This window comes from Mesorhizobium sp. CA4, assembly GCF_020165075.1.
Classification (GTDB): Bacteria; Pseudomonadota; Alphaproteobacteria; order Rhizobiales; family Rhizobiaceae; genus Mesorhizobium.
Genome location: NZ_JAIUHK010000035.1, coordinates 49,377 through 68,402, shown reverse-complemented (window position 1 = coordinate 68,402; position 19,026 = coordinate 49,377). Strand labels below are relative to the sequence as shown.

At 63.7% G+C, this 19,026-nt stretch carries 29 protein-coding genes and 1 riboswitch; of the genes, 7 read left to right on the top strand and 22 right to left on the bottom strand.

Annotation, left to right across the window (positions count from 1 at the left end; all coding sequences use genetic code 11):
• The coding region (locus LB528_RS24470) for a DinB family protein (RefSeq protein ID WP_224716624.1) at window positions 1-286 on the bottom strand (286 nt) is incomplete at its 3' end.
• Between the two features lie 54 nt (window positions 287-340).
• On the opposite strand from LB528_RS24470, the gene LB528_RS24465 reads away from it, so the two are divergent.
• Both LB528_RS24465 and LB528_RS24460 read left to right on the top strand, forming a co-directional pair.
• The gene (locus LB528_RS24465; RefSeq protein ID WP_224518625.1) at window positions 341-1,033 is read left to right on the top strand and encodes a glutathione S-transferase family protein; all 693 of its coding nucleotides are present in this window, start codon (window positions 341-343) and stop codon (window positions 1,031-1,033) included.
• Between the two features lie 22 nt (window positions 1,034-1,055).
• Window positions 1,056-1,352, top strand: a complete 297-nt coding sequence (locus LB528_RS24460) for a DUF1905 domain-containing protein (RefSeq protein WP_224518626.1) — start codon at window positions 1,056-1,058, stop codon at window positions 1,350-1,352.
• Between the two features lie 102 nt (window positions 1,353-1,454).
• Here the strand turns inward: LB528_RS24460 and LB528_RS24455 are convergent, their stop codons facing one another.
• Complete coding sequence (locus tag LB528_RS24455; RefSeq protein WP_224518627.1) at window positions 1,455-1,688, bottom strand: hypothetical protein; 234 nt, start codon at window positions 1,686-1,688, stop codon at window positions 1,455-1,457.
• Window positions 1,689-1,846: 158 nt separating this feature from the next.
• Here LB528_RS24455 and ndk point away from each other — a divergent pair, with 158 nt between their 5' ends.
• Together ndk and LB528_RS24445 are read left to right on the top strand one after the other, a co-directional pair.
• On the top strand, window positions 1,847-2,269 hold the full coding sequence (gene ndk / locus LB528_RS24450; RefSeq protein WP_041010781.1) for a nucleoside-diphosphate kinase: 423 nt from the start codon (window positions 1,847-1,849) through the stop codon (window positions 2,267-2,269).
• Window positions 2,270-2,437: 168 nt separating this feature from the next.
• A complete protein-coding gene (locus LB528_RS24445) occupies window positions 2,438-2,644 on the top strand; it encodes a hypothetical protein (protein WP_224512657.1) in 207 nt (68 codons plus the stop codon).
• Between the two features lie 15 nt (window positions 2,645-2,659).
• Here the strand turns inward: LB528_RS24445 and LB528_RS24440 are convergent, their stop codons facing one another.
• The 10 genes from LB528_RS24440 to LB528_RS24395 form a co-directional block, all read right to left on the bottom strand.
• Window positions 2,660-3,004, bottom strand: a complete 345-nt coding sequence (locus tag LB528_RS24440; protein WP_224716623.1) for a DUF190 domain-containing protein — start codon at window positions 3,002-3,004, stop codon at window positions 2,660-2,662.
• A gap of 14 nt (window positions 3,005-3,018) precedes the next feature.
• Window positions 3,019-3,426, bottom strand: a complete 408-nt coding sequence (gene crcB / locus LB528_RS24435) for a fluoride efflux transporter CrcB (protein WP_411962253.1) — start codon at window positions 3,424-3,426, stop codon at window positions 3,019-3,021.
• A gap of 18 nt (window positions 3,427-3,444) precedes the next feature.
• Window positions 3,445-3,858 (bottom strand): fluoride efflux transporter CrcB, encoded by a 414-nt coding sequence (gene crcB / locus LB528_RS24430; protein WP_224512682.1) that lies wholly within the window; start codon window positions 3,856-3,858, stop codon window positions 3,445-3,447.
• A gap of 97 nt (window positions 3,859-3,955) precedes the next feature.
• Window positions 3,956-4,016: riboswitch (Fluoride riboswitch) on the bottom strand.
• A 213-nt stretch (window positions 4,017-4,229) separates the two neighbouring features.
• Complete coding sequence (locus tag LB528_RS24425; protein WP_224512651.1) at window positions 4,230-4,499, bottom strand: hypothetical protein; 270 nt, start codon at window positions 4,497-4,499, stop codon at window positions 4,230-4,232.
• Between the two features lie 167 nt (window positions 4,500-4,666).
• Window positions 4,667-5,077, bottom strand: coding sequence for a YbaY family lipoprotein (locus LB528_RS24420; protein ID WP_224512649.1), 411 nt, complete (start codon window positions 5,075-5,077; stop codon window positions 4,667-4,669).
• A gap of 80 nt (window positions 5,078-5,157) precedes the next feature.
• On the bottom strand, window positions 5,158-5,637 hold the full coding sequence (locus LB528_RS24415) for a molybdenum cofactor biosynthesis protein MoaE (protein ID WP_224512647.1): 480 nt from the start codon (window positions 5,635-5,637) through the stop codon (window positions 5,158-5,160).
• A gap of 1 nt (window position 5,638) precedes the next feature.
• Window positions 5,639-5,896 (bottom strand): molybdopterin converting factor subunit 1, encoded by a 258-nt coding sequence (gene moaD, locus LB528_RS24410; RefSeq protein ID WP_224716622.1) that lies wholly within the window; start codon window positions 5,894-5,896, stop codon window positions 5,639-5,641.
• A 1-nt stretch (window position 5,897) separates the two neighbouring features.
• Window positions 5,898-6,494 (bottom strand): CDP-diacylglycerol--glycerol-3-phosphate 3-phosphatidyltransferase, encoded by a 597-nt coding sequence (gene pgsA / locus LB528_RS24405; protein ID WP_040984724.1) that lies wholly within the window; start codon window positions 6,492-6,494, stop codon window positions 5,898-5,900.
• A 317-nt stretch (window positions 6,495-6,811) separates the two neighbouring features.
• The gene (gene uvrC, locus LB528_RS24400) at window positions 6,812-8,896 is read right to left on the bottom strand and encodes an excinuclease ABC subunit UvrC (protein ID WP_224716621.1); all 2,085 of its coding nucleotides are present in this window, start codon (window positions 8,894-8,896) and stop codon (window positions 6,812-6,814) included.
• Window positions 8,893-9,657 (bottom strand): SDR family oxidoreductase, encoded by a 765-nt coding sequence (locus LB528_RS24395; protein ID WP_224716620.1) that lies wholly within the window; start codon window positions 9,655-9,657, stop codon window positions 8,893-8,895. Before LB528_RS24395 ends, uvrC begins: the two co-directional genes overlap by 4 nt.
• A 414-nt stretch (window positions 9,658-10,071) precedes the next feature.
• Between LB528_RS24395 and LB528_RS24390 the strand changes: the two genes are divergently transcribed.
• Window positions 10,072-10,725 carry an outer membrane protein gene (locus LB528_RS24390; protein WP_224512642.1) on the top strand — a complete coding sequence of 218 codons (654 nt, stop codon included), beginning with the start codon at window positions 10,072-10,074 and terminating at the stop codon, window positions 10,723-10,725.
• A gap of 92 nt (window positions 10,726-10,817) precedes the next feature.
• Here the strand turns inward: LB528_RS24390 and LB528_RS24385 are convergent, their stop codons facing one another.
• From LB528_RS24385 to LB528_RS24370, 4 genes are all read right to left on the bottom strand, one after another.
• Window positions 10,818-11,192, bottom strand: coding sequence for a TfoX/Sxy family protein (locus LB528_RS24385; protein ID WP_224512641.1), 375 nt, complete (start codon window positions 11,190-11,192; stop codon window positions 10,818-10,820).
• Window positions 11,193-11,287: 95 nt separating this feature from the next.
• Window positions 11,288-11,884 (bottom strand): glutathione S-transferase, encoded by a 597-nt coding sequence (locus LB528_RS24380; RefSeq protein ID WP_224716619.1) that lies wholly within the window; start codon window positions 11,882-11,884, stop codon window positions 11,288-11,290.
• A gap of 270 nt (window positions 11,885-12,154) precedes the next feature.
• Complete coding sequence (locus LB528_RS24375; RefSeq protein WP_224716618.1) at window positions 12,155-12,520, bottom strand: hypothetical protein; 366 nt, start codon at window positions 12,518-12,520, stop codon at window positions 12,155-12,157.
• Window positions 12,521-12,941: 421 nt separating this feature from the next.
• Window positions 12,942-13,451 (bottom strand): DinB family protein, encoded by a 510-nt coding sequence (locus LB528_RS24370; RefSeq protein WP_224716617.1) that lies wholly within the window; start codon window positions 13,449-13,451, stop codon window positions 12,942-12,944.
• A 104-nt stretch (window positions 13,452-13,555) separates the two neighbouring features.
• Between LB528_RS24370 and LB528_RS24365 the strand changes: the two genes are divergently transcribed.
• Window positions 13,556-14,146, top strand: coding sequence for a TetR/AcrR family transcriptional regulator (locus tag LB528_RS24365; protein ID WP_224716628.1), 591 nt, complete (start codon window positions 13,556-13,558; stop codon window positions 14,144-14,146).
• A 173-nt stretch (window positions 14,147-14,319) separates the two neighbouring features.
• Here LB528_RS24365 and LB528_RS24360 read toward each other — a convergent pair whose 3' ends face one another.
• The 3 genes from LB528_RS24360 to LB528_RS24350 all read right to left on the bottom strand — a co-directional run bounded on the left by LB528_RS24360 (window position 14,320) and on the right by LB528_RS24350 (window position 15,756).
• Window positions 14,320-14,772, bottom strand: coding sequence for a hypothetical protein (locus LB528_RS24360; RefSeq protein ID WP_224716616.1), 453 nt, complete (start codon window positions 14,770-14,772; stop codon window positions 14,320-14,322).
• A 164-nt stretch (window positions 14,773-14,936) separates the two neighbouring features.
• Window positions 14,937-15,299: a DoxX family protein gene (locus tag LB528_RS24355; RefSeq protein WP_224716615.1), complete on the bottom strand. Its 363-nt coding sequence runs from the start codon at window positions 15,297-15,299 to the stop codon at window positions 14,937-14,939.
• Between the two features lie 34 nt (window positions 15,300-15,333).
• Window positions 15,334-15,756: a VOC family protein gene (locus LB528_RS24350; protein WP_224716614.1), complete on the bottom strand. Its 423-nt coding sequence runs from the start codon at window positions 15,754-15,756 to the stop codon at window positions 15,334-15,336.
• A 182-nt stretch (window positions 15,757-15,938) separates the two neighbouring features.
• Here LB528_RS24350 and LB528_RS24345 point away from each other — a divergent pair, with 182 nt between their 5' ends.
• A complete protein-coding gene (locus LB528_RS24345; RefSeq protein WP_224716613.1) occupies window positions 15,939-16,694 on the top strand; it encodes an AraC family transcriptional regulator in 756 nt (251 codons plus the stop codon).
• A 15-nt stretch (window positions 16,695-16,709) separates the two neighbouring features.
• On the opposite strand, the gene LB528_RS24340 is transcribed toward LB528_RS24345, so the two are convergent.
• The 3 genes from LB528_RS24340 to LB528_RS24330 are packed head-to-tail and all read right to left on the bottom strand — an operon-like array spanning window position 16,710 to window position 18,899.
• Window positions 16,710-17,558, bottom strand: a complete 849-nt coding sequence (locus LB528_RS24340) for a 23S rRNA (adenine(2030)-N(6))-methyltransferase RlmJ (protein ID WP_224716612.1) — start codon at window positions 17,556-17,558, stop codon at window positions 16,710-16,712.
• Between the two features lie 58 nt (window positions 17,559-17,616).
• A complete protein-coding gene (locus LB528_RS24335) occupies window positions 17,617-18,243 on the bottom strand; it encodes a hypothetical protein (RefSeq protein ID WP_224716611.1) in 627 nt (208 codons plus the stop codon).
• A gap of 38 nt (window positions 18,244-18,281) precedes the next feature.
• Entirely contained in the window at window positions 18,282-18,899 is a 618-nt protein-coding gene (locus LB528_RS24330) for a TetR/AcrR family transcriptional regulator (RefSeq protein WP_224512628.1), read from the bottom strand.
• Window positions 18,900-19,026: the final 127 nt, after the last annotated feature.

Here is a 19,026-nt window from a genome sequence, read left to right as displayed (position 1 = left end):
CCCAATCGAGGATCCTCCTGTCTTCGGCCTCGCGCGCCAGCTTCAGGGCCGGCAAGGCGCGATAGAGCATGGCGGCGGTGTTCGAAGGCGCGTCGCCCTCGCCGGTGAAGCGCTTCATCCAGACGCGGTCGACGGCGAGCAGGTGGTTGAGCGTGCCGAGCATCGAGCCGAAGACGGCGCCGACGTCGCGACCGAGTTCGTCTTCGCCAAGATCCGCGGCGGCATCATAGATGCGCGTATTGGCCCATTGATTGTAAGCCGCAAACATCATGAAATGCTGTTTCATTTTTCCATCCGGCTCACAACGAATCCCGGCTCTTCGTAACCCGCAGGAACCGTAATGACCATTCTGTTCTATGACCTCGTCGGCCACGACACCGAACGCCCGTTCAGCCCGCATTGCTGGAAGACGAAGATGGCGCTGGCCCACAAGGGGCTCGCCGCGACCAAGATGCCGACGCGCTTCCTCGAAGTGCCCAAGGTGGAGGGCGGCGTATCGAAGACGGTGCCGGTGATCCGCGACGGCGAGCGGGTCGTGGTCGATTCCTTCGCCATCGCGCTCTATCTCGACGAGGCCTATCCCGAGCGGCCGACGCTGTTTGCCGGCGAAGGCGGCAAGGCGATGGCGCGCTTCATCGAGCGCTGGTCGCAGCTCACCATCCACCCTTATGTCGCAACCGTGGCGCTCACCGACCTGCACGGGATGCAGGACGAGACGAACGGCCGCTATTTCCGCGAGGACCGCGAGAAGCGCTACGGCAAGCGGCTGGAAGAGGTGGTGGCCGGCCGCGACGCAGGGCTCGCCGGCTTCCGCGCCTCGCTGGAGCCGCTGCGCTCGATGCTCACCTACCAGCCCTTCATCGGCGGAGCCTTGCCGCTGTTTGCCGATTATATCGTCTTCGGCGCGCTGCAATGGGCGCGCATCGCCTCGCCCTACCGGCTGCTCGACGACAGCGACAGCGTGGCCCAATGGTTCGAGCGCTGCCTCGACCTGCATGGCGGGATCGGCCGGCAGGTCGCGGCCGCGGCGTGAACGGCGCGAGCACCGGACTGCCATGTTGCGCTATGAGATGAAGGCCGAGATCTGGGTCTACCCGGGCAAGGGCGGTTGGCATTTCGTGACGCTGCCGACGGATGTCGCGGCGCGCATAAAGGCGACGATGGCGGGACTGGCGCGCCCTTGGGGCTCGCTCGGCATCACCGCGATGATCGGCGCCACCAGGTGGCAAACATCGCTCTTCCCCGACAAGGCCTCAGGCAGCCTGCTGTTGCCGGTCAAGGCCCCGGTGCGCCAGCGCGAAGGTCTCAAAGCGGGGGACTCGCCGACACTGACCATTGAGGTCGAGCTTTAGATCAGGATGGCGTTTCGTTGAATCGCCATCCTGATCTAACTCTTTGTTGGAGCATATCTTCTCCGAAAACTGGTTCCCGCTTTTCGGATCATGCTTTAGCATCTACTTTGACGCGCCCTTGTCGCGCGTGTCGTCATTCGGCGCATTGCCGTCGGCCAGCCTCACGCAGATCGGATCGCCCTCACCCATGCGCACGCATTGCCATTCCGGACCGAAGCCGAAATTCTGCTCTGCGCGCTGTGGGAAGAACAGCAGGGCGAAGGCGGCCACGGCAAGAACCACGGCCATGAAGACAATGCCCGCCATGTCGCCGCGTCTGAGGTAGGGCCAGTTCATCGCCTCAGCTCCAAACCTGCGTCGAGCGCGTTCGCAGCCGTCTAATTATCCCGCAAACCGCTCGTCTTGGCCAGAAGCGGCCTCCCCTTGGCAAGCCGCCGAGCGGCTTGTATAGAGCCCGCCACTCCAATTTCCATTCCCAGAACAAGGACGACCTTATGGCGATCGAACGCACCTTCTCCATGATCAAGCCGGACGCGACCAGGCGCAACTTGACGGGCGCCATCACCAAGATGCTGGAAGACGCTGGCCTGCGCGTCGTCGCATCGCGCCGCGTGTGGATGAGCCGCCGCGAGGCGGAAGGGTTCTACGCTGTCCACAAGGATCGCCCGTTCTTCGGCGAGCTGGTGGAATTCATGTCGTCGGCGCCGACCATCGTGCAGGTGCTGGAGGGCGAGAACGCCATCGCCAAGAACCGCGAAGTGATGGGCGCCACCAACCCGGCCAATGCCGCCGAGGGCACCATCCGCAAGGTACATGCACTGTCGATCGGCGAGAATTCGGTGCATGGCTCGGATGCGCCGGAGACCGCCGCACAGGAGATCAAATACTGGTTCTCGGATACCGAGATCGTCGGCTGAGGCGCAAGCTCGAGTTTCACGGAACGGCCCGCTCCAGCGGGCCGTTTTTATTTTGAGACGGGTGGTCACATCCGCCGCCTGCCCTAGGTTCAGCGAAAATTGGCAACAAAGTAGCGCTGGGCGTCGGCGGCTGTGAGCCGCGCTTCCGCCGAACCGAGAGAGCGAAGCATGATCAAGCCTCATGTTTCTGAAAGTGGCCTTGCTTATCCGGATGACCTCGCTTTGTTGAAGCGTATCTATGACGAGGTCTGCGAGGAGCGCGGCATCGTCATAGGCAGTTCCGAGGCGTCGGACTTGGCGATAGAGGCCATGAAACTCTTTTCCGCCGGTATCTTCGACGAAAGGACGATCGGCCGCCGGCTTCGTGGCGGCTGATGGGAGATGGCGGGTTCAGTCGCCGTCCCCGTAACGGATGACCTCGACCTTCTCCCTGGTGATCAGGCAGCTCTTTGTCCTGGTCAGCGCTTTGATCTCCGGGATCAGCACATCGATCTTCTCCGGCGCGTCGACGATCTCGACGACGATTGGCAGATCCTGCGACAGGCGCAGGATCTTGGCGGTGTGAAGCACGCTCGAACGGCCGAAGCCGAGCGGACCTCTCAGCACCGTGGCGCCGGCCATGCCGGCCTCGCGCGCCTTGATGACGATGGCCTCGTGCAGCGGCTTGCCGTCAGCAGCCCTGTCGTCCTCGCCGAAGAAGATCCTGAGCAGCGCGCATTGCACGGGAAGTTCCATGTCCTCCTCCTTTGTTACCCGGCGACCGGCAAGCGGTTGAGCCTGGACGCCATGAGATAGCCCAGCCACGCGGCGGCGAGCGACAGGCCGACCACACTGATGAGATAGATCGCGGCCAGCCGCCAGTCGCCCTCGAACAGCAGGATGAAGGTGTCGAGGCTCATCGCCGAGAACGTGGTGAGCCCGCCGCAGAAGCCGGCCATGACGAAATTGCGCCAGGCCTGCCCGACCATCAGGCGGCCGTCCGGCCCGGTCAGCGTGGCGAAGGCCATGATGACCCAGGAGCCGACGACATTGACGAAAGCGGTCGACCAAAGCGCGTTGAGGCCGAGCAGCGAGACGAAGACATAGCCCGACAGGAAGCGCGTCAGCGAGCCGATCGCCGCGCCGCAGCCGACCGCCAGATAAAGCCGCATTGCCATCCGTCTGTCCACCATCGCTCAGCCCGCAGCTCCGGTGGTTGAAGCAACCACCCATACTACCGCCCAGAAGCCGAGGGCGACGAACAGCACGCAAAGAGCCGACGACGCGACGACGTTGAAGGCGGCGAGCCGCCCCTCGCCTTCGAGCGCCAGGTTGAGCGTCTGCAGGCAGAAGGACGACACCGTGGTGTAGCCGCCGAACAGGCCGACGACGATCAGGTCGCGCACGAGACCACTGGCGAAGATGCCGCCGACCGAGCGCGCCGCGCCGGCGAAGGCGCCGATGGCAAGGGCGCCGGAAAAATTAACCACCAGCGTGCCCCAGGGGAAGGTCTCGCCAATGCGGCGGCCGACCACGCCGGACAGGAAAAAGCGGGAAATGCCGCCAAGGAAACCGCCGATCAGGACCAGGGCGCAAGCCGCAAGGGTCATCGTTTTCAATGCCTTTCCAACGCGATTCCAAACCGGAATCACTTCACGAAATCAGGCATGATATGAGCGGGAAAACAAATCCTGCCGCGCAAGAGCACGCCTGGCAGGAGTCATCAGCCACAAGGGCGGTTTCGGGGAACCCCATCCCCATTTTCAAGGGAGGCTAGGCGGTTGCAGCGGCGCGGTCAATTGCGACGTGCTTGAATGACAGACAGAACCGTTGAGGCGGCCCGGCATGCCAGAGCGGTTCACCATTTCCTGGAAACGGCGAACCGCTCTATCCCTTTGTTTCACGCAATTCCGGAACGAAAACCGCGTCCCAATTTTCCTGGAATTGCTCTAAAAACCCGCCGGCCCCCGGCGGGCAGGCGTCATTTGGCTTGACGGTCTTTCACATTCGCATGGGCGTTCGCCGCCTCGGTATCGGTGGACGGCGTCTTCGTCTCCTCGCCGGTGAACGGACTGCCCTGTCCAGGCGCAAGGTCACCGCTGTGGCCGGCCTTGTTGGTCTGGAAAGGCTGGCTGTCGGGGCTGAGGCCATGCTGCGTGGCGTTGAACAGATGATCGTCCGCCCTGGCAAAACCGGCGAAGGCGATCAGCGATATGCTTGTGACTGCGAGAAAGAGCGTGTGCCTTTTCATATCTGGTCTCCTCTGAGTGCCAGATCGATCCGCGCATTCGGTCTGGCGGTTTAAGTGAAGGGACATTGTCCCGTTGCCTGCCCGCCATCTGCGTAAGTCAACGCCTGGCGTCGCCGGTTTATTCCGGCGAACACGGTTTCGAGGCTGAAAAGTCGCGCGATCAGGCGTCAGCGCGCCATTTTCAGCAAAACCGTCTGCGGCCTGCCCGCCAGCGGATCGAGCTGTTGGCTCGTACCGGTGGTGAACATCAGCCGTTCGCCGACCGTGATGCGCGCCTGCAGCGCGTAGGTTCGGCCCTTCTGGACCGCCTTGGGATCGAAACCGATGTCGAACTTGATCGGCACCTGGCCGGTGGGCGCTATCCTGCGCCTAGCGATCACGGTTGGCGCATCGGCCAACGAGACATCGGCAAGCTCGACCACGAGCACGGCATCGGGCGGCAGAGCGATGCGCTCGCGGTAGGTCACCTCGCCCGCGATCGTCCTTTCGCCGGCCTTGGTCAATTCCGGCACGGCAAGCACGCCGACGACCAGCGGCACCAGCCCGAAGATGAAGAATTCCGCGATGCGGTCCAGCATGAGATTGCTCCCGCCAAGCAAATCAAACCGCCCGGCAGGCTTGGGAAGGATTGCGGTCGTTCGATGGCCGAACGGGATTTTTAGTCGCTGTGTTTCTTCCAGCGGTCCGCCGCTTGATCGTCGGCTTCCTTGGCCTCGACCCAACCGCCCTCGGAGCCGTCGGCGCGGTGTTCCTTCTTCCAGAAGGGCGCGCGCGACTTCAGATAGTCCATCAGGAAATTCGCCGCCTCGAAGGCCGCCTGACGGTGCGACGAGGCCGCGACCACCAGCACGATGTTCTCGCCCGGCGCTATCTTTCCATGGCGATGGATGACGGTGAGCCCCTGCAGCGGCCAGCGCTCGACGGCCTCGGCGGCGATGCGTCCGATCTCGGCTTCCGCCATGCCGGGATAGTGCTCGAGCTCGAGCGCCGAGAGCGCACCCTGCTCGTCACGGCAAAGGCCGGAGAAGGTGACCACGGCGCCGATATCGGCGCGCCCCTTGGTCAGGCAGGCGATCTCGGCGGCGACGTCGAAATCCTCGCGCTGGATGCGGATGGCGGGCACGACGGCGCCTGCCATCTCAGCCCCCGGTCATCGGCGGAAACAGCGCGATCTCGCGCGCGCCCGCAATCTTCTCGCCGTGGCCGACATGTTCCTGATTGATGGCGACTCGGATGACGTCGGGGTATTGCAGCGCGTTCTCATATTCCTCGCCGCGCGACTTCAGCCAGCGCAGCAGATCGGCGACCGTCTCGATGCCGGAAGGCAAGTCGACGTCCTCTTCCGGCTTGCCGATCCGTTCGCGCACCCAGGCGAAATAGATGAGCTTCGTCGACATCTCACTCGTCCATGATGTGCTTGAGGCCGGCGCGGAAATAGTCGTAGCCGGTGTAGAGCGTAACGAGCGCCGCGACCCACAGCAGCACCAGGCCGATCTGGGTGGTCAGCGGAAAGATCTTGTCGCCGGCCGGGCCGACCAGCAGGAAGGCGATGGCGACCATCTGGATGGTAGTCTTCCATTTGGCGAGCTGGGTCACCGGCACCGACACTTTCAAGGCAGCCAGATATTCGCGCAGGCCCGAGACCAGGATCTCGCGGCACAGGATGATGATTGCCGCCCACAGCGACCAGCCGGCGATACCGCCATGGCGGTCGGTGTCGGCGGCAAGCAGGAGCAGGCAGGTTGCGACCAGCAATTTGTCGGCGATCGGGTCGAGCATCTTGCCGATGTTGGAGGTCTGCTGCCACGCGCGCGCGAAATAACCATCGAAGTAATCGGTGATGGAGGCAAGCAGGAAAATGACCAGCGCCGACCAGCGGGCGAAGTCGGACGACTTCAGATGTCCTTCAAGAAAAAAGCACAGCACGACCAACGGCACCGCGACGATGCGGGCATAGGTGAGGATGTTCGGCAGGTTGAACGCGCGTTGTGCCATGTCGTCTCGGGAAATCTCCTCCGCCAGACGTACTCAAATCAGAAGCCAGTGTAGGGGGTCAACAGGCGAGATTCGATTGACCAGGGGAAAATGGCGTGAGGGCCGGGCGTGAGGCACCTCTCTGCGCTCCCGGTATTTCCCCCTAGACGCGGAGGATCGGCAGCTTCGATGTCGGCCTTTCTTGCAACGTTGGGGTTGGCGAAGCCATGGCAACTTCGTCATCCAGGGGTGGAGCGGGAGCGAAGCGGATGCTCCAAGGTATGGCACACCTCACCACACGGACGCCTTGGTCAACCTTCCGTGCGCGCGACCAGTCCTCAGCTCTCGTGGAAGTGATTGTAGACCAGTTTCGCCACATGCTCGGAAATGCCGTCGACCTTGACCAGGTCCTCGACCGCGGCGCGGCTGACCGCCTTGGCTGTGCCGAAGGCATGGAGCAGCGCGCGCTTGCGGCCGGGGCCGATGCCGGCGATCTCGTCGAGCGGGCTCTTCACCATCTCCTTCTTGCGGCGGGCGCGGTGCGAGCCGATGGCGAAACGGTGCACCTCGTCGCGCAGGCGCTGGACGAAATAGAGCACCGGGTCGCGCACCGGCAGCATGAAGCTTTCCCTGCCCTTGACGAAGAAACGCTCGCGACCGGCATCGCGGTCCTGGCCCTTGGCGATGCCTATCGCCACGACACGATCCTCGACGCCGAGATCGGCCAGGATCTGGCGCACCGCCGTCATCTGGCCCTGGCCGCCGTCGATCAGGATGACGTCGGGCCAGGCTGGGAAGCCGCCATTGCCGGCGACCAGGTCTTCCTCGCCGGTCTCGTCCTGCGCGGTGGCACGGGGCTGCTCGTCGCCATGCTCCTTGAGCAGCCGCGAAAAGCGCCGCTGCATCACCTCGCGCATCATGCCGAAATCGTCGCCCGGCGTGATCTCGGTCGAGCGGATATTGAATTTGCGGTACTGGTTCTTCACGAAACCTTCCGGTCCGGCGACAACCATGGCGCCGACCGCGTTGGTGCCCATGATGTGCGAGTTGTCGTAGACTTCGATGCGCACCGGCGGCTTTTCCAGGCCGAAGGTCTCCGCAAAACCCTTGAGCAGGCGGGCCTGGGTCGATGTCTCAGCCAGCCTGCGGCCGAGCGCCTCGCGCGCATTTTGCAGCGCGTGATCCGTCAGGTCCTTCTTCTCGCCGCGCTGCGGCACCGAAATCGTAATCTTGCGGCCCGCATGGGTGGAAAGCGCCTCGGCGAGCAGTTCCTGCTCCTGCGCAGTCTGTGACAGAAGCAGCGTGCGCGCCGGCAGCTTGTCGTCATAGAATTGCGCCAGGAACGAGCCCAGCACCTCGGCCGGCTCCAGCGCCGGATCGGCCTTGGGGAAATAGGCGCGGTTGCCCCAGTTCTGGCCGGTGCGGAAGAAGAACACCTGGATGCAGGTCTGGCCGCCTTCCTGGTGGATGGCGAAGACGTCGGCCTCCTCGATCGTCTGTGGGTTGATGCCCTGATGCGCCTGCACATGCGAGAGCGCCGCAAGGCGGTCTCGATAGATGGCGGCGCGCTCGAAATCGAGTTCTTCCGCCGCCTGCTGCATGGCGGCCGAGATCTCGGTCTTCACCTTCTGGCTTCGGCCGGAAAGGAAATCCTTGGCCTCGGCGACGAGCTCGGCATAGCCCTCATGCGAGATCTCGCCGGTGCAGGGACCGGCGCAGCGCTTGATCTGAAAGAGCAGGCAAGGCCGCGTGCGGTTCTCGTAGAAGGAGTTGGTGCAGCTTCTGAGCAGAAAGGCGCGCTGCAGCGAATTGATGGTGCGGCCGACGGCGCCGGCGGAAGCGAAGGGACCGAAATAGTCGCCCTTGCGCGAGCGCGCGCCGCGATGCTTGTAGATGCCGGGCGAGACATGGTCGCCGGTGAGCAAGATGTAGGGGAAGGACTTGTCGTCCCGCATCAGCACGTTGAAGCGGGGCCTCAGCCGCTTGATGAGGTTGGCCTCGAGCAGCAGCGCCTCGATCTCGGTGCGGGTGACGACGAATTCCATCGTCGCCGTCTCGCGCACCATGCGGCCGATGCGGGCGGTGTGGAAGCGCCCCTGCGCGTAGTTGGTGACGCGCTTCTTCAAGCTGCGCGCCTTGCCGACATAGAGCACGTCGCCGGCGGCGTTCATCATGCGATAGACGCCGGGCTGGTTGGGCAGCCGCTTGACCAAGGTCTGGATCACCTCGGCGCCGACCATGCCGTCGGCGTCGCCGGCATGCGGCGTCCAGTCGATGGCCGTGAAGGCGACTTCGGGGCCGGTCGGGATCGACTCCGGTTCGACGATCTCCTCCGTCGCCTCGTCCTCGATGTCGAGATCGACATCGGGAGGCAGATCGTCGGCGGCGCCGTTTCTCTTATGTCTTTGGACTGCGGGACTCATTCCATCATGCCTGTCACATCCGGCGTCTGCCACGCAAGATGCTGGCCGCCGTCGAGCGCGATCATCTGGCCTGTCACCGAGCGCGCCTGCCAGAGATAGCGGATCGTGGCGCCGAATTCGGGCAATTGCGGGCCGCGCCTCAGGATCAGGCCCTCGACCTGGCTCTCGAAATCATCGTCGTCCTGGCGCTTGTTCTTCAGGGTCGGCCCGGGGCCTATGGCGTTGACGCGAATGCGCGGCCCGAGCGCCTGCGCCAGCATCTGCGTTTGCGTCCACAGCGCCGATTTCGACAGCGCATAGGAGAGATAGCGCGGCGTCGGCCGCCAGACGCGCTGGTCGATGATGTTGACGATCAGCCCCTCCTCGCCTTGCGGCAGCGCGCGGGCAAAGGTCTGCGCCAAAAGCGCCGGCGCCTTCACATGGATGGCGAAGTGGCGATCCCAGGCCTGCCAGTCGAAATCCTCCACCCGGTCATCGACGAACAAGGATGCATTGTTGACCAGCAGCGTGACAGGGCCGAGCGCGGCCTCGGACCTGCCGACAAGATCGCCGACGGCTTCCATATCGGTGAGGTCGGCGGCGACTGCGGCGGCACGACCGCCCTCGCCCGCGATCTTCTTCGCCAGCGCCTCGGCCTCGTCGCTTGACCGGTTGGCATGGATGGCGACGGCGAAGCCATTGGCGGCCAGATCCTCGACGATCGCCTTGCCGATCCGCCTTGCTCCACCCGTCACCAGCGCGACGGCTGTGGCTTGTCTCATGGTGTCAATCCTCAAACGGCCTCACGATTCCGGGAAGCCGGCACAATGTGACGGGCCAAGCGTTAAATGCCATTTCCACCTGGGGCAGGAATGTGGCGAAGCGGCCCGGATGCATTTGCGCCCCGCTTGAAATGGGGCACCGTCCATGGCAATATATGTCGCTGGACCCCTTGAACCAAGCGGCGTGCAGCGCAACATGATTAGCCTGCTGACATTCGCTGTTGCGAAGATGCAACGTCACCTTTCGGCCTTATTCGTGCCTGGGAATGACCCAAGTTCAGGTTCGCTTCAGCCGCATTTCAGCACGACATTTGGAACCGTTGAGCGCCGAGCCCGTTTATCCCCCCGGACGGGCCGGGGCGTTTCATGGACAAAAAAAGCCTAAGTGTCTTGTGGCTTAAGGAGAGTATAACAATGAAGACCAATCTCAAATTCGCGCCGCTTGCCGCTGCGCTCGGGCTGTTCGCCTTTGGTGGTACCGCCTTTGCAGCCGACGTCGTTTCCGAAGAGCCGCCGGCTCCCGCTCCGGTTGCCGAGCTTCCAGTCGCTTCCTGGGCTGGCCCCTATGCCGGTATCAGCCTCGGCTACGGCTTCAGCGGCCATGCCGATGCTCGTGACGCCGGCGTCAATGTGAAGACCAAGGGCTTCATCGGCGGCGTGTTCGGCGGCTACAACTGGCAGCAGGAGAACTTCGTCTATGGCGCTGAAGCCGATCTCGGCTACAACGGCGTCAAGGGCGACAGCGCCGGCATCAATGCCAAGGGCGGCCTCGAAGGCTCGCTGCGCGCTCGCCTCGGCTATGCCGTGACCCCGGAAATCCTGCTTTATGGCACCGGCGGTCTCGCCGCCAAGAACCAGAAGATCACGGATAGCTTCACCGCCACCGACGAGAGCAAGGCAATGCTCGGCTGGACGGCTGGTGTCGGCACCGACATCAAGATCACGGACAACGTGTTCGGCCGCGTCGAGTACCGCTACACCGACTACGGCGACAAGGACTTCGGCGCCCTCGGCAACGTCAAGTCGAAGGACAACCGCGTCACGTTCGGCGTCGGTATGAAGTTCTAAGTCGTAGAAGCCACGACACGGAAAAGCCGGGCCTTGCGCCCGGCTTTTTTTGTGTCCGCGAGATCAACAAGAGTTGCGCTCTCAGTTGGTCCTCATTTCGACCCCTTCGCCGGTCTGGCCTTTGCCTTCGGCGGCAGCGTCTCGACGAAGGCCAAGGCGCGGTCGAGCCACCCGCCGAGATCGGCATCGGTCGTCGTGCCTTCCGGCGCGACGCGGATATAGCCTTGCATCGGGCGCCCGCCCATCTCCATCGTGCTCGCATGAGGCAGTGCTGCGGCAGCCGCATGCGCGTCCTTGCCGACGCGCACCAGAAGCCCGCGCTTCGAGGTGCCGATCAGCATGTTGCCGTCGACCATGAAACAGGTGCCGCCGAACATCTTCTGCTCGGTGAAGGCACGCCGGCCGAGGGCGGCACGAAGGCGCTCGACCATAGGGTCGGGCGCGGCGCTGGTTGAGGGTTTTGCCATGTCACCACTTCCGCTTGGGTGAATGTCAGGCAAGCATGGAAGCGGGCGGCGTTCAAGCTGCTAGTCTCACCTTGAGGAGGGAGATCACCTAATCCTCACCCCGGCACGCTGCCTTTCAATTCCGGAAACTTCTCATCAAACCTCGCGGCCCAGCGCACGAGCCGGCCGCGGCCCTTCTCCCATTGGCCCGAAAAGCGCAGCGCGAGATAGCCAAGGGTTGCACGCAGCGCCATGTGGCCGGCGGTGATCTTCTTCGGCAGCTTCGGCGGGCTGGCGTTGATGAGGTCGAGCGCAGTGGTGATCTTCGTCCATTGCCGGTCGAGCCAGGGCTGATAGACCATCGCATCCGGCCGGGTGCGCCGCTCATAGACCATCGACAGCGCGCAGTCGCAAATGCCGTCGGCAAGCGCCTCCAGAACCTCCGCATCGAGGCGCTTGTCCGGGTTGCGCGGGAACAGCGCGTTCTTCGACAGGCGGTTGAGATGCTGGGTGATGGCGCGGCTGTCATAAATCGAGCGGCCGTCCTCTAGCACCAGCACCGGGATTTTGCCGAGCGGATTGGCCGAGATCAGCTCGGCGGGTTTGTCCTCCGTCTTGACCGGCACGAGATCGATGGCGATGCCGGCATAGGCGGCCGCCATGCGGACCTTCGAGCTGTAGGGGGACGTGGAAGCATAGAGCAGTTTCGGCATGATCGGGTTCCCAGTTGTTTGCGGCACTGTTGACCGATCAGGGTCCGGCGGGCAACGGCCAGCCGGCCGATCCGGCTTAGCCAATGCATCTTGCCGGCGCGGCCACCTGAAAAGAAAAAGCTCCCGGAAGTTTTGCTGGCCGCAAAATTTCCGAGAGCTTTAGGAGGAGCGTCCGCTCCGACTCCGCTTGCCTTGATACCGGATTGGCGAGAGGGGTGCCTAAGCGGCACCCGCCCTCACCCGTTGCGGCAGCCAAGCGAAGTTATGCGATTACTTCTTGGCGGCCGGCTTCTTCGCCGGAGCTGCCTTCTTCACAGCGGCCGGCGCCTTGGCGGCGGCTGCCTTCATCGGAGCCTTGGCGGCGGGCTTGGCCGCGGCCTTCGCTGCCGGCTTCTTGGCGGCGGCGGGCTTGGCTGCTGCCTTCGCTGCCGGCTTGGGCGCTGCCTTGGCGGCGGGCTTTGCCGCGGCCTTCGCGGCCGGCTTGGCCGCGGGCTTCGCTGCCGCCTTGGCCGGAGCCTTGGCGGCCGCCTTCGGCGCCGCTGCCTTCTTCACTGCTGCAGGTTTCGCGGCAGCCTTAGCTACCGGCTTCTTTGCCGGCGCTTTCGCCGCCGGCGCCTTGGTTGTCGTCTTTGCCATGCGATGCCCCTTGCGTTTTGCCGATGGTCGTGAGTGACCCGGCGTGTCTATGCATATCTGACTCGCGACTGTCTAGCCAGCGAAGCAACACAATGATTTTCAGTTATTGAATTTTGGTTACACGAAACGCGTCGGTTTAAAAATTGTGAGCGAATCTGTCACTTTCCAAGTGACGGCCCGCCGCACAGATTTTCGAGCGGCTTCTATCCCCCGATCATCCATCCATCCGCGGCGTAAGCTTGTATCACAATGTGAGCAGAGTGCTCGCAATAGAGAACACGCCGCCGAACGCCGGCTTCATCTTGTCCAGCGAAAACATCTACAGATGAATCGGCCAGGTAAGACGATCAAAGCTTAGGCGTTTGAAAGTGAGCTTCAAGCTCATATTCAAGTGTCGCCGTCAATCTCCGCCGGCTCGCGTTCATCCTGCAGGCGGCGCGGCCGGCTCGAAGCGATGCAGATGAACGGCGTAGGTGTCCCAAGGCGACGAGACCGCGATCTCGGCCAGCATGCGGCCGATCTCGCCGCGATGGTAGCTGCCGTGCAGGACGACATGGGTCAGCACTTCCTGCCTCGTCATGCAGCCCTCGTCGCCATCGGTGAAGGTGAAGGCGACCGGGTCGCCAAGCTCTTGCTCCGAAGCGGTTTCGAGACAGTCGAGATACCAGCCGTCGACCTCGGCCAGGGCGGTGCGCAATGCGCGCGGCTCGGGCGTGTCCGGCGTATTGTCGCTCGCATAACCATGGGCAACGCCCTTCAGATGCGCGGCAAAAATCCGCGACACGACATGGATATGGTTCATCAGACGGATCGCGGCGTGGCGTATCCCAGGATCGCTCGAGGGATCCATTCTGGCAAGCTTCTCGACCAGCTCATCATTCGCCCAGGCCTGGTGGGCGAGTATGCCCTTCAGCAAGGTCTTGGCACTCATCTTTGCGCCCCCATTTGCGTTAGTGAAATGAATGTGAGTATCCTGTTTATATTCTCGGGAGACGGGCCAGCATGTCTACTCGCATTGCAAAGCCGGCCGCACGCATGCGCAAGCAGCCGCGCCAGGCGCGTTCGATCGCGACCGTCGAGGCGATCATCGAAGCCGGCGCTCACGTTCTGAGCGAGCTCGGCTGGGCGGGCTTCTCCACCAACAAGGTGGCGGAGACCGCCGGCGTCAGCATCGGCTCGCTCTATCAATATTTCCCCGACAAGCTCGCTCTGGTCGAAGCGATCCGGCGCCGTCACTTCGATCATGTGCTGTCGGTCATTCGCGAAGCGGCGGCGGAGGAGAAGCCGCTCAAGCAATTCGCGCGCGAATTGGTGCGCGGCATGATCGGCGCGCACTCGATCCATCCGACGCTGCACCAGGTGCTGCTCGACGAGGCGCCCGGCGACCGCGGCTCACGCGCCGCGCATGCCTCGTTCCAGGCGCGCTATCTCGAACATTACACGGCGGCCGTCGCGCAGTATCGCAAGCGCCGCAAGGATACCGAGACGATGGCGCGCGTGCTCTCCTCGGCGGTCGAAGGCGTGATCCACAACGCGGCGCGGCGCAACATGCTCGACGCTCCGGAATTGCAGAAGCAGCTGGTCGAACTGATCGAGGCTTACGTATCGGGCCGCGGGGCGGCTTGAGTGAGGGGCAGCGGAGCTGGCTATGAGCGGGAGCTGCTTGCATGGCTGCGGGCGGCGACGACCTCTGAAAGCCAGAAGCCCCGACAGGTCGGCGGGACAGCCCCCCCTCTGTCCTGCCGGACAGAGGGGGGCGCCGTAGCGCGCCTACCTTCACTGCCTATCAGGCAGCAAACCTATCGCAGCACCCGGCAGCGGCCGTTATAGACCAGCCAGCGGTCGAAGCCCGAGACGCAGAATTCCACATTGTCGCCGATCGAGGCAAAGCCCTGGCCTTCCTCGATCAGGTAGAAAATCGAGCGGTCGCGGCCATCCGACAGGTTGACGGTAGCGCGGCAATAGTGGCGGCCGATCGGCCACTCGTCGCTCGCCGGCTCGTAGCGATGCTGACGGATGTTGCGGAAATCAGTGATCGCGACCTGCGGCAGATGCGGCACATGATGCACCTGGTAAGAGAAGCGGTCGGTGATCTTGTTCAGCACCCAAGCCTCGCCGCAGACGCTGCCGTCATCCTCGGTGTAGACGGACAGGTCGGCGGCATGCGCCGCCTGGCTGAAGCCCAGCGGAGCGGCAAAGGGAGTGGACAGCGCTACCAGCGCGGCAAGGGCGGAATGAGCGAAGCGAGTCATGACAGCCTCTCAAGGTCGGTTCCGCGCACTGTGCGGATTCGCTTGGCGGCGGTCAAGCGGTTGCGAAAACAATGGTTTCCGCAAAACTTCGTTCCCGCATCGCCAGATCATTGGGTTGTATGGAGATTCAGGTCATGCCGGCATCGCCTGAATCTCCATACAACCTAAAACGTGCCGGCAAGCAGCAGCCCGCCGATGACGGCGATGTTGATCAGGAACGCATTGCGCAGCACCTGGCGCTCCGGTTCCTCGCTCGCCCAAAAACGCAGCAGCATGAGGTTCGTCGCCAGCGTGAAGAGGATCAGCGCGCCGGCGGCGAAGGGCCGGGCCATGCCAATGGCAAGCAGGAAACCCGCAATGATCTCGACCGCCGAACCGGCGGCCAGCATCGAGGCCGGGGCCGGAAATTTCTGGGCGGCCAGATAGTCGCGCATCGCCCCGAATTTCAGGAAATGCTCGATGCCGGCGAAGATGAAGACGCCGCCGATGAGGAGCGCGCCAAGCGCTTGAATGACTTGAAAAGGCATGGCGGCCTCCTCTCGACGGCATGTTTTGCTGCGTTCAGTCCTCGGGGACGAAGGCCGGATTGTAGACGACCTCCCACAGGTGATCGTCGGGATCCTGGAAGTAGCCGGCATATCCGCCCCAGAAGGTCTTTTGCGCCGGCTTGACCACACGCGCGCCGGCCTTGACGGCCTCGGCCATCACGGCGTCCACCTCGGCCTCGCTGCCGACATTGTGGCCGATGGTCAATTCGGTCGGGCTGCGGCCGCTTTGCGGCACCGTGGCATCCCAGGCGATGTTGGCGCGCTCGTAGATCGCGAATTTCAGGCCGCCGGCGAGCTCGAAGAAGGCGACGGCGCCATGCTCGAATTCGCGGCCGATGATGCCTTCGGTCGGCAGGCCGAGGCCGTCGCGATAGAATTTGAGGGAGACTTCCAGATCGTCGACGCCGAGGGTCAATACGGTGATGCGAGCTTTCATTTCTCTCACTCCTTTCTATATTCGTGACCACAGTCGCAAACGGATGCGGCCTGATGCGAGCGCGTGAAGCGCCGTGAAGTTCGTCCGTTTTGCCATGGATGACGTGGCCGGCATTGAATATTTCGGTCAAAATGACCGTCACACCGATCCAGCAACTCCCGCTGGAGCAGATCGGAGAGAGAATGGAACCGGTCCTGGCGCAGACCACCGGCTTCTTTCGTGAGCGGCCCGTCGCTGGCGGCCTGGCCGCTGCCTTCTCCGCTGTCTGGGTCCATCGCGTGGACGAGCGCGCCGTTCCACCCATCGTCATCACGCCGGACGCGACCATCGATCTGCAATGGATCGACGGCCGCTTTCGCGTGGCCGGGCCGGACAAGGAGCCGCAGATCGAGCAGCCGGCCGCGGGCGCGGTGATCGTCGGCTTCCGCTTCCGTCCGGGCGCCGCCGCCGGCTGGCTGGGAGTGCCGGCCAGCGAGATCGTCGGCGGACGGCTGGATCTCAGCGAATTGTGGGGCAGGCGTTGCCGCGAGCTTTCCGACCGCATCAGACCGATGCCCAATTTTGCCGATCTGGTTCGTCACCTGGAAGAGGCCATCGGAGCGCGGACGGAAGGACGCAGAGCGCTCGACCCGCAGATGGGCCTGGCCTTCGACGTCATCCACAAAGGTTTGCCGCCGGAAACGCCGCTGGTTCCGTTCCTGCAGCGCCAACTGCATATGAGCGAGCGGACGCTGCGCCGCCGCTTCGAGGACGCCTTCGGCTATGGCCCGAAGACGCTCGACCGCATCCTGCGCTTCCACCGCTTCCGGCGCCTGCAACGGCAGCAGGGCGAAGCCTCGACCGCGCTGCTCGCGATCGAGGCCGGCTATGCCGACCAGGCGCATCTGATCCGCGAAAGCCGGCGACTGACCGGTGTGACGCCTGCCGCGCTGACTTGAGCGAATGCGGGCGCCTTACTCGCCCGCCAGCCAATCGAGCGTCCAGCGCGACGGCTGCCGGACGGCGAGCGCTTTGTGCAGAACCGGAAGCATCTGCTGCAATTCGCTCTCCAGCGTATAGGGCGGATTGACCACCACCAGCCCGCTGCCGTCGAGGCTGGGCTCGTCCGAGGCGGGCCGGATCTCGAAGGCGATGTCGAGCAGCTTCGGAATGCCTGTCGCCTTCAGCGCCGCCCGGAAGGCCGTCACCGCTTTGCGATCCTTGATCGGGTACCAGAGCGCGTAGATGCCGCCCGGCCAGCGCCGGTGCGCCTTCTGCAGTCCTTCGACGAGCCTCAAGAACTCGCCCTCCTCCTCGAAGGGCGGATCGATGAGGACGAGGCCGCGCTTTTCTTTCGGCGGCAGTTGCGCGCCGAGCGCCAGCCAGCCGTCGAGCTCGATCACCCTTGCCTGGAAATCGCCGGCGAAGACGGATTTCAGCCGCGCGGCATCCTTGGGGTGCAGCTCGATCGCCGTCAGCCGGTCCTGGCTGCGCAGGAGATGGCGCACGATCAGCGGCGAGCCGGGATAGTGCTTGAGGCCGCCGTCGGGATTTTGCGCGCGCACCGCTTCCAGATAGGGCTGAAGCAGCGCCGCCGCCTGCGGCTCGAGCGTGGCCTCGGCCAGCCGGCCGATGCCGCCTTGCCATTCGCCGGTCCTGCCGGCTTCCACCGAGGCGAGATCGTAGCGGCCGATGCCGGCGTGGGTGTCGATGACGCGGAAGGCCTTGTCCTTCTGCTTGAGATATTCGACGAGGCGCGCGAGCACGGCATGCTTGACGACATCGGCGAAATTGCCGGCGTGGTAGGCGTGGCGATAGTTCATGCGCGCTTACCTCCAGAGAGCATGATGTCGACCGAAAACCGCTTCACACTTTTCGGCATCATGCTCGTGGCGAACCGCCGCGGCCCCAGCGCGGCGGTGGCGGCTGCGAATTGGGATTTTTCGCGCCATCGCCGCGGCGCCCGAAGACCAGCGACAGCGCCAGTCCGGCAAGGCCGACGCCCATCAGCGTATAGCCGGCCGGCTGCGCGCGTTCGTCGATCGAGCCGGTGCCGGCGCGCAGGATGAGATCGACCGCGCGCATGTCGATGCCGTCGGCATCGCCCGGGCCGACGGTGAAGACGTAAGATCCAGGCGTGATCCTATCGATGACGCCGGCCTCGTCGCGAAAGATCTTGTCGGGCAGTTGCGGGCTGGTCTGGCGCGGATTGTCGGTGTGGTTGAAAGAGAGCGCTGAGGCCAGCGCCGTGCGGCCGCCATTTGCCGCGGTCAGCGTCAGCACCGTGCGCTGCTGACCTGCGACCCGTTCGGCCCGCGCGGTCAGATCGACCAGCACCCTCACTGGGGCATCGCTTGCAGCAAGCTGCACGGTGACGGGCCGGAAGCGGCCGCCCTCATAGACGCGATACGTGCCGATCGCATGGCCGGAAAAATTGCTCATCGCCCAGGGATAGAAGATGCCGACGGCGGCACCGGCGATGAGGAGAAGGACATAGAGGAAGCGCATTCAGAGCCTTGGTTATTTTCTTCGGCTGGCCGCAATTCTTACGAGCGGTTTTCGTCTCGCGCAGCTTCGCGGACCCGCTCCATCTCGTCCAGAAACATTTCCAGGCCAAGCTCGAAAGTCTTGTCGAAACCGGCGGCGCCGAAATAGGCGCCGGCCTTCATGACACTCGGATAAACGCGCGCCAGCTCCTCGTCGCTGACGGTGGTGACCGCCGAAGGTCCCTTGGCGTAGCCGGCTGTCTCGTCAAGAATCGCGCCCATCAGATAGTAGCCTGCCGCGCGAAACAGACGGGCGCTGAGCTCGCGACCGAAGCCGCCATCCTCGAACAGGCCGATGATGGCGTTCAGCTTCGCGAGGCAGGGCGGCGAGTTCATGCGATAGACAACGATGAAGGGCGCAAAGGCCGGGTGCTCTGTTGCCACACGGCGGAACTCCTGCATGCAAACGCGGGCGCGCTCGCGCCAGGGCAAGCTGTCGTCGGGAATGACGAGGCCGCTCATCTGCCGATCGACCAGCGCCTCATAGAGATGCGCCTGCGAGGGAAAGTGGTGGTAGATGCTCATCGCCTCGCAGCCGAGCCTGGCGGCGAGCTTGCGCATCGAAAAGCCGGGAAGCCCTTCCCGCTCGATCACCTCGAAGGCGGCGTCCTCGATCATCTCGCGGGAGAGTTTTCCGCGGGTTCGCTTTTTTTTGCTCGATGCATCCATGGCGCTTGACAACTTACACTGTAAGGTTCATCTTCCACATACCTTACATCGTAAGGCCAACAAAAGCCAGAGGAGA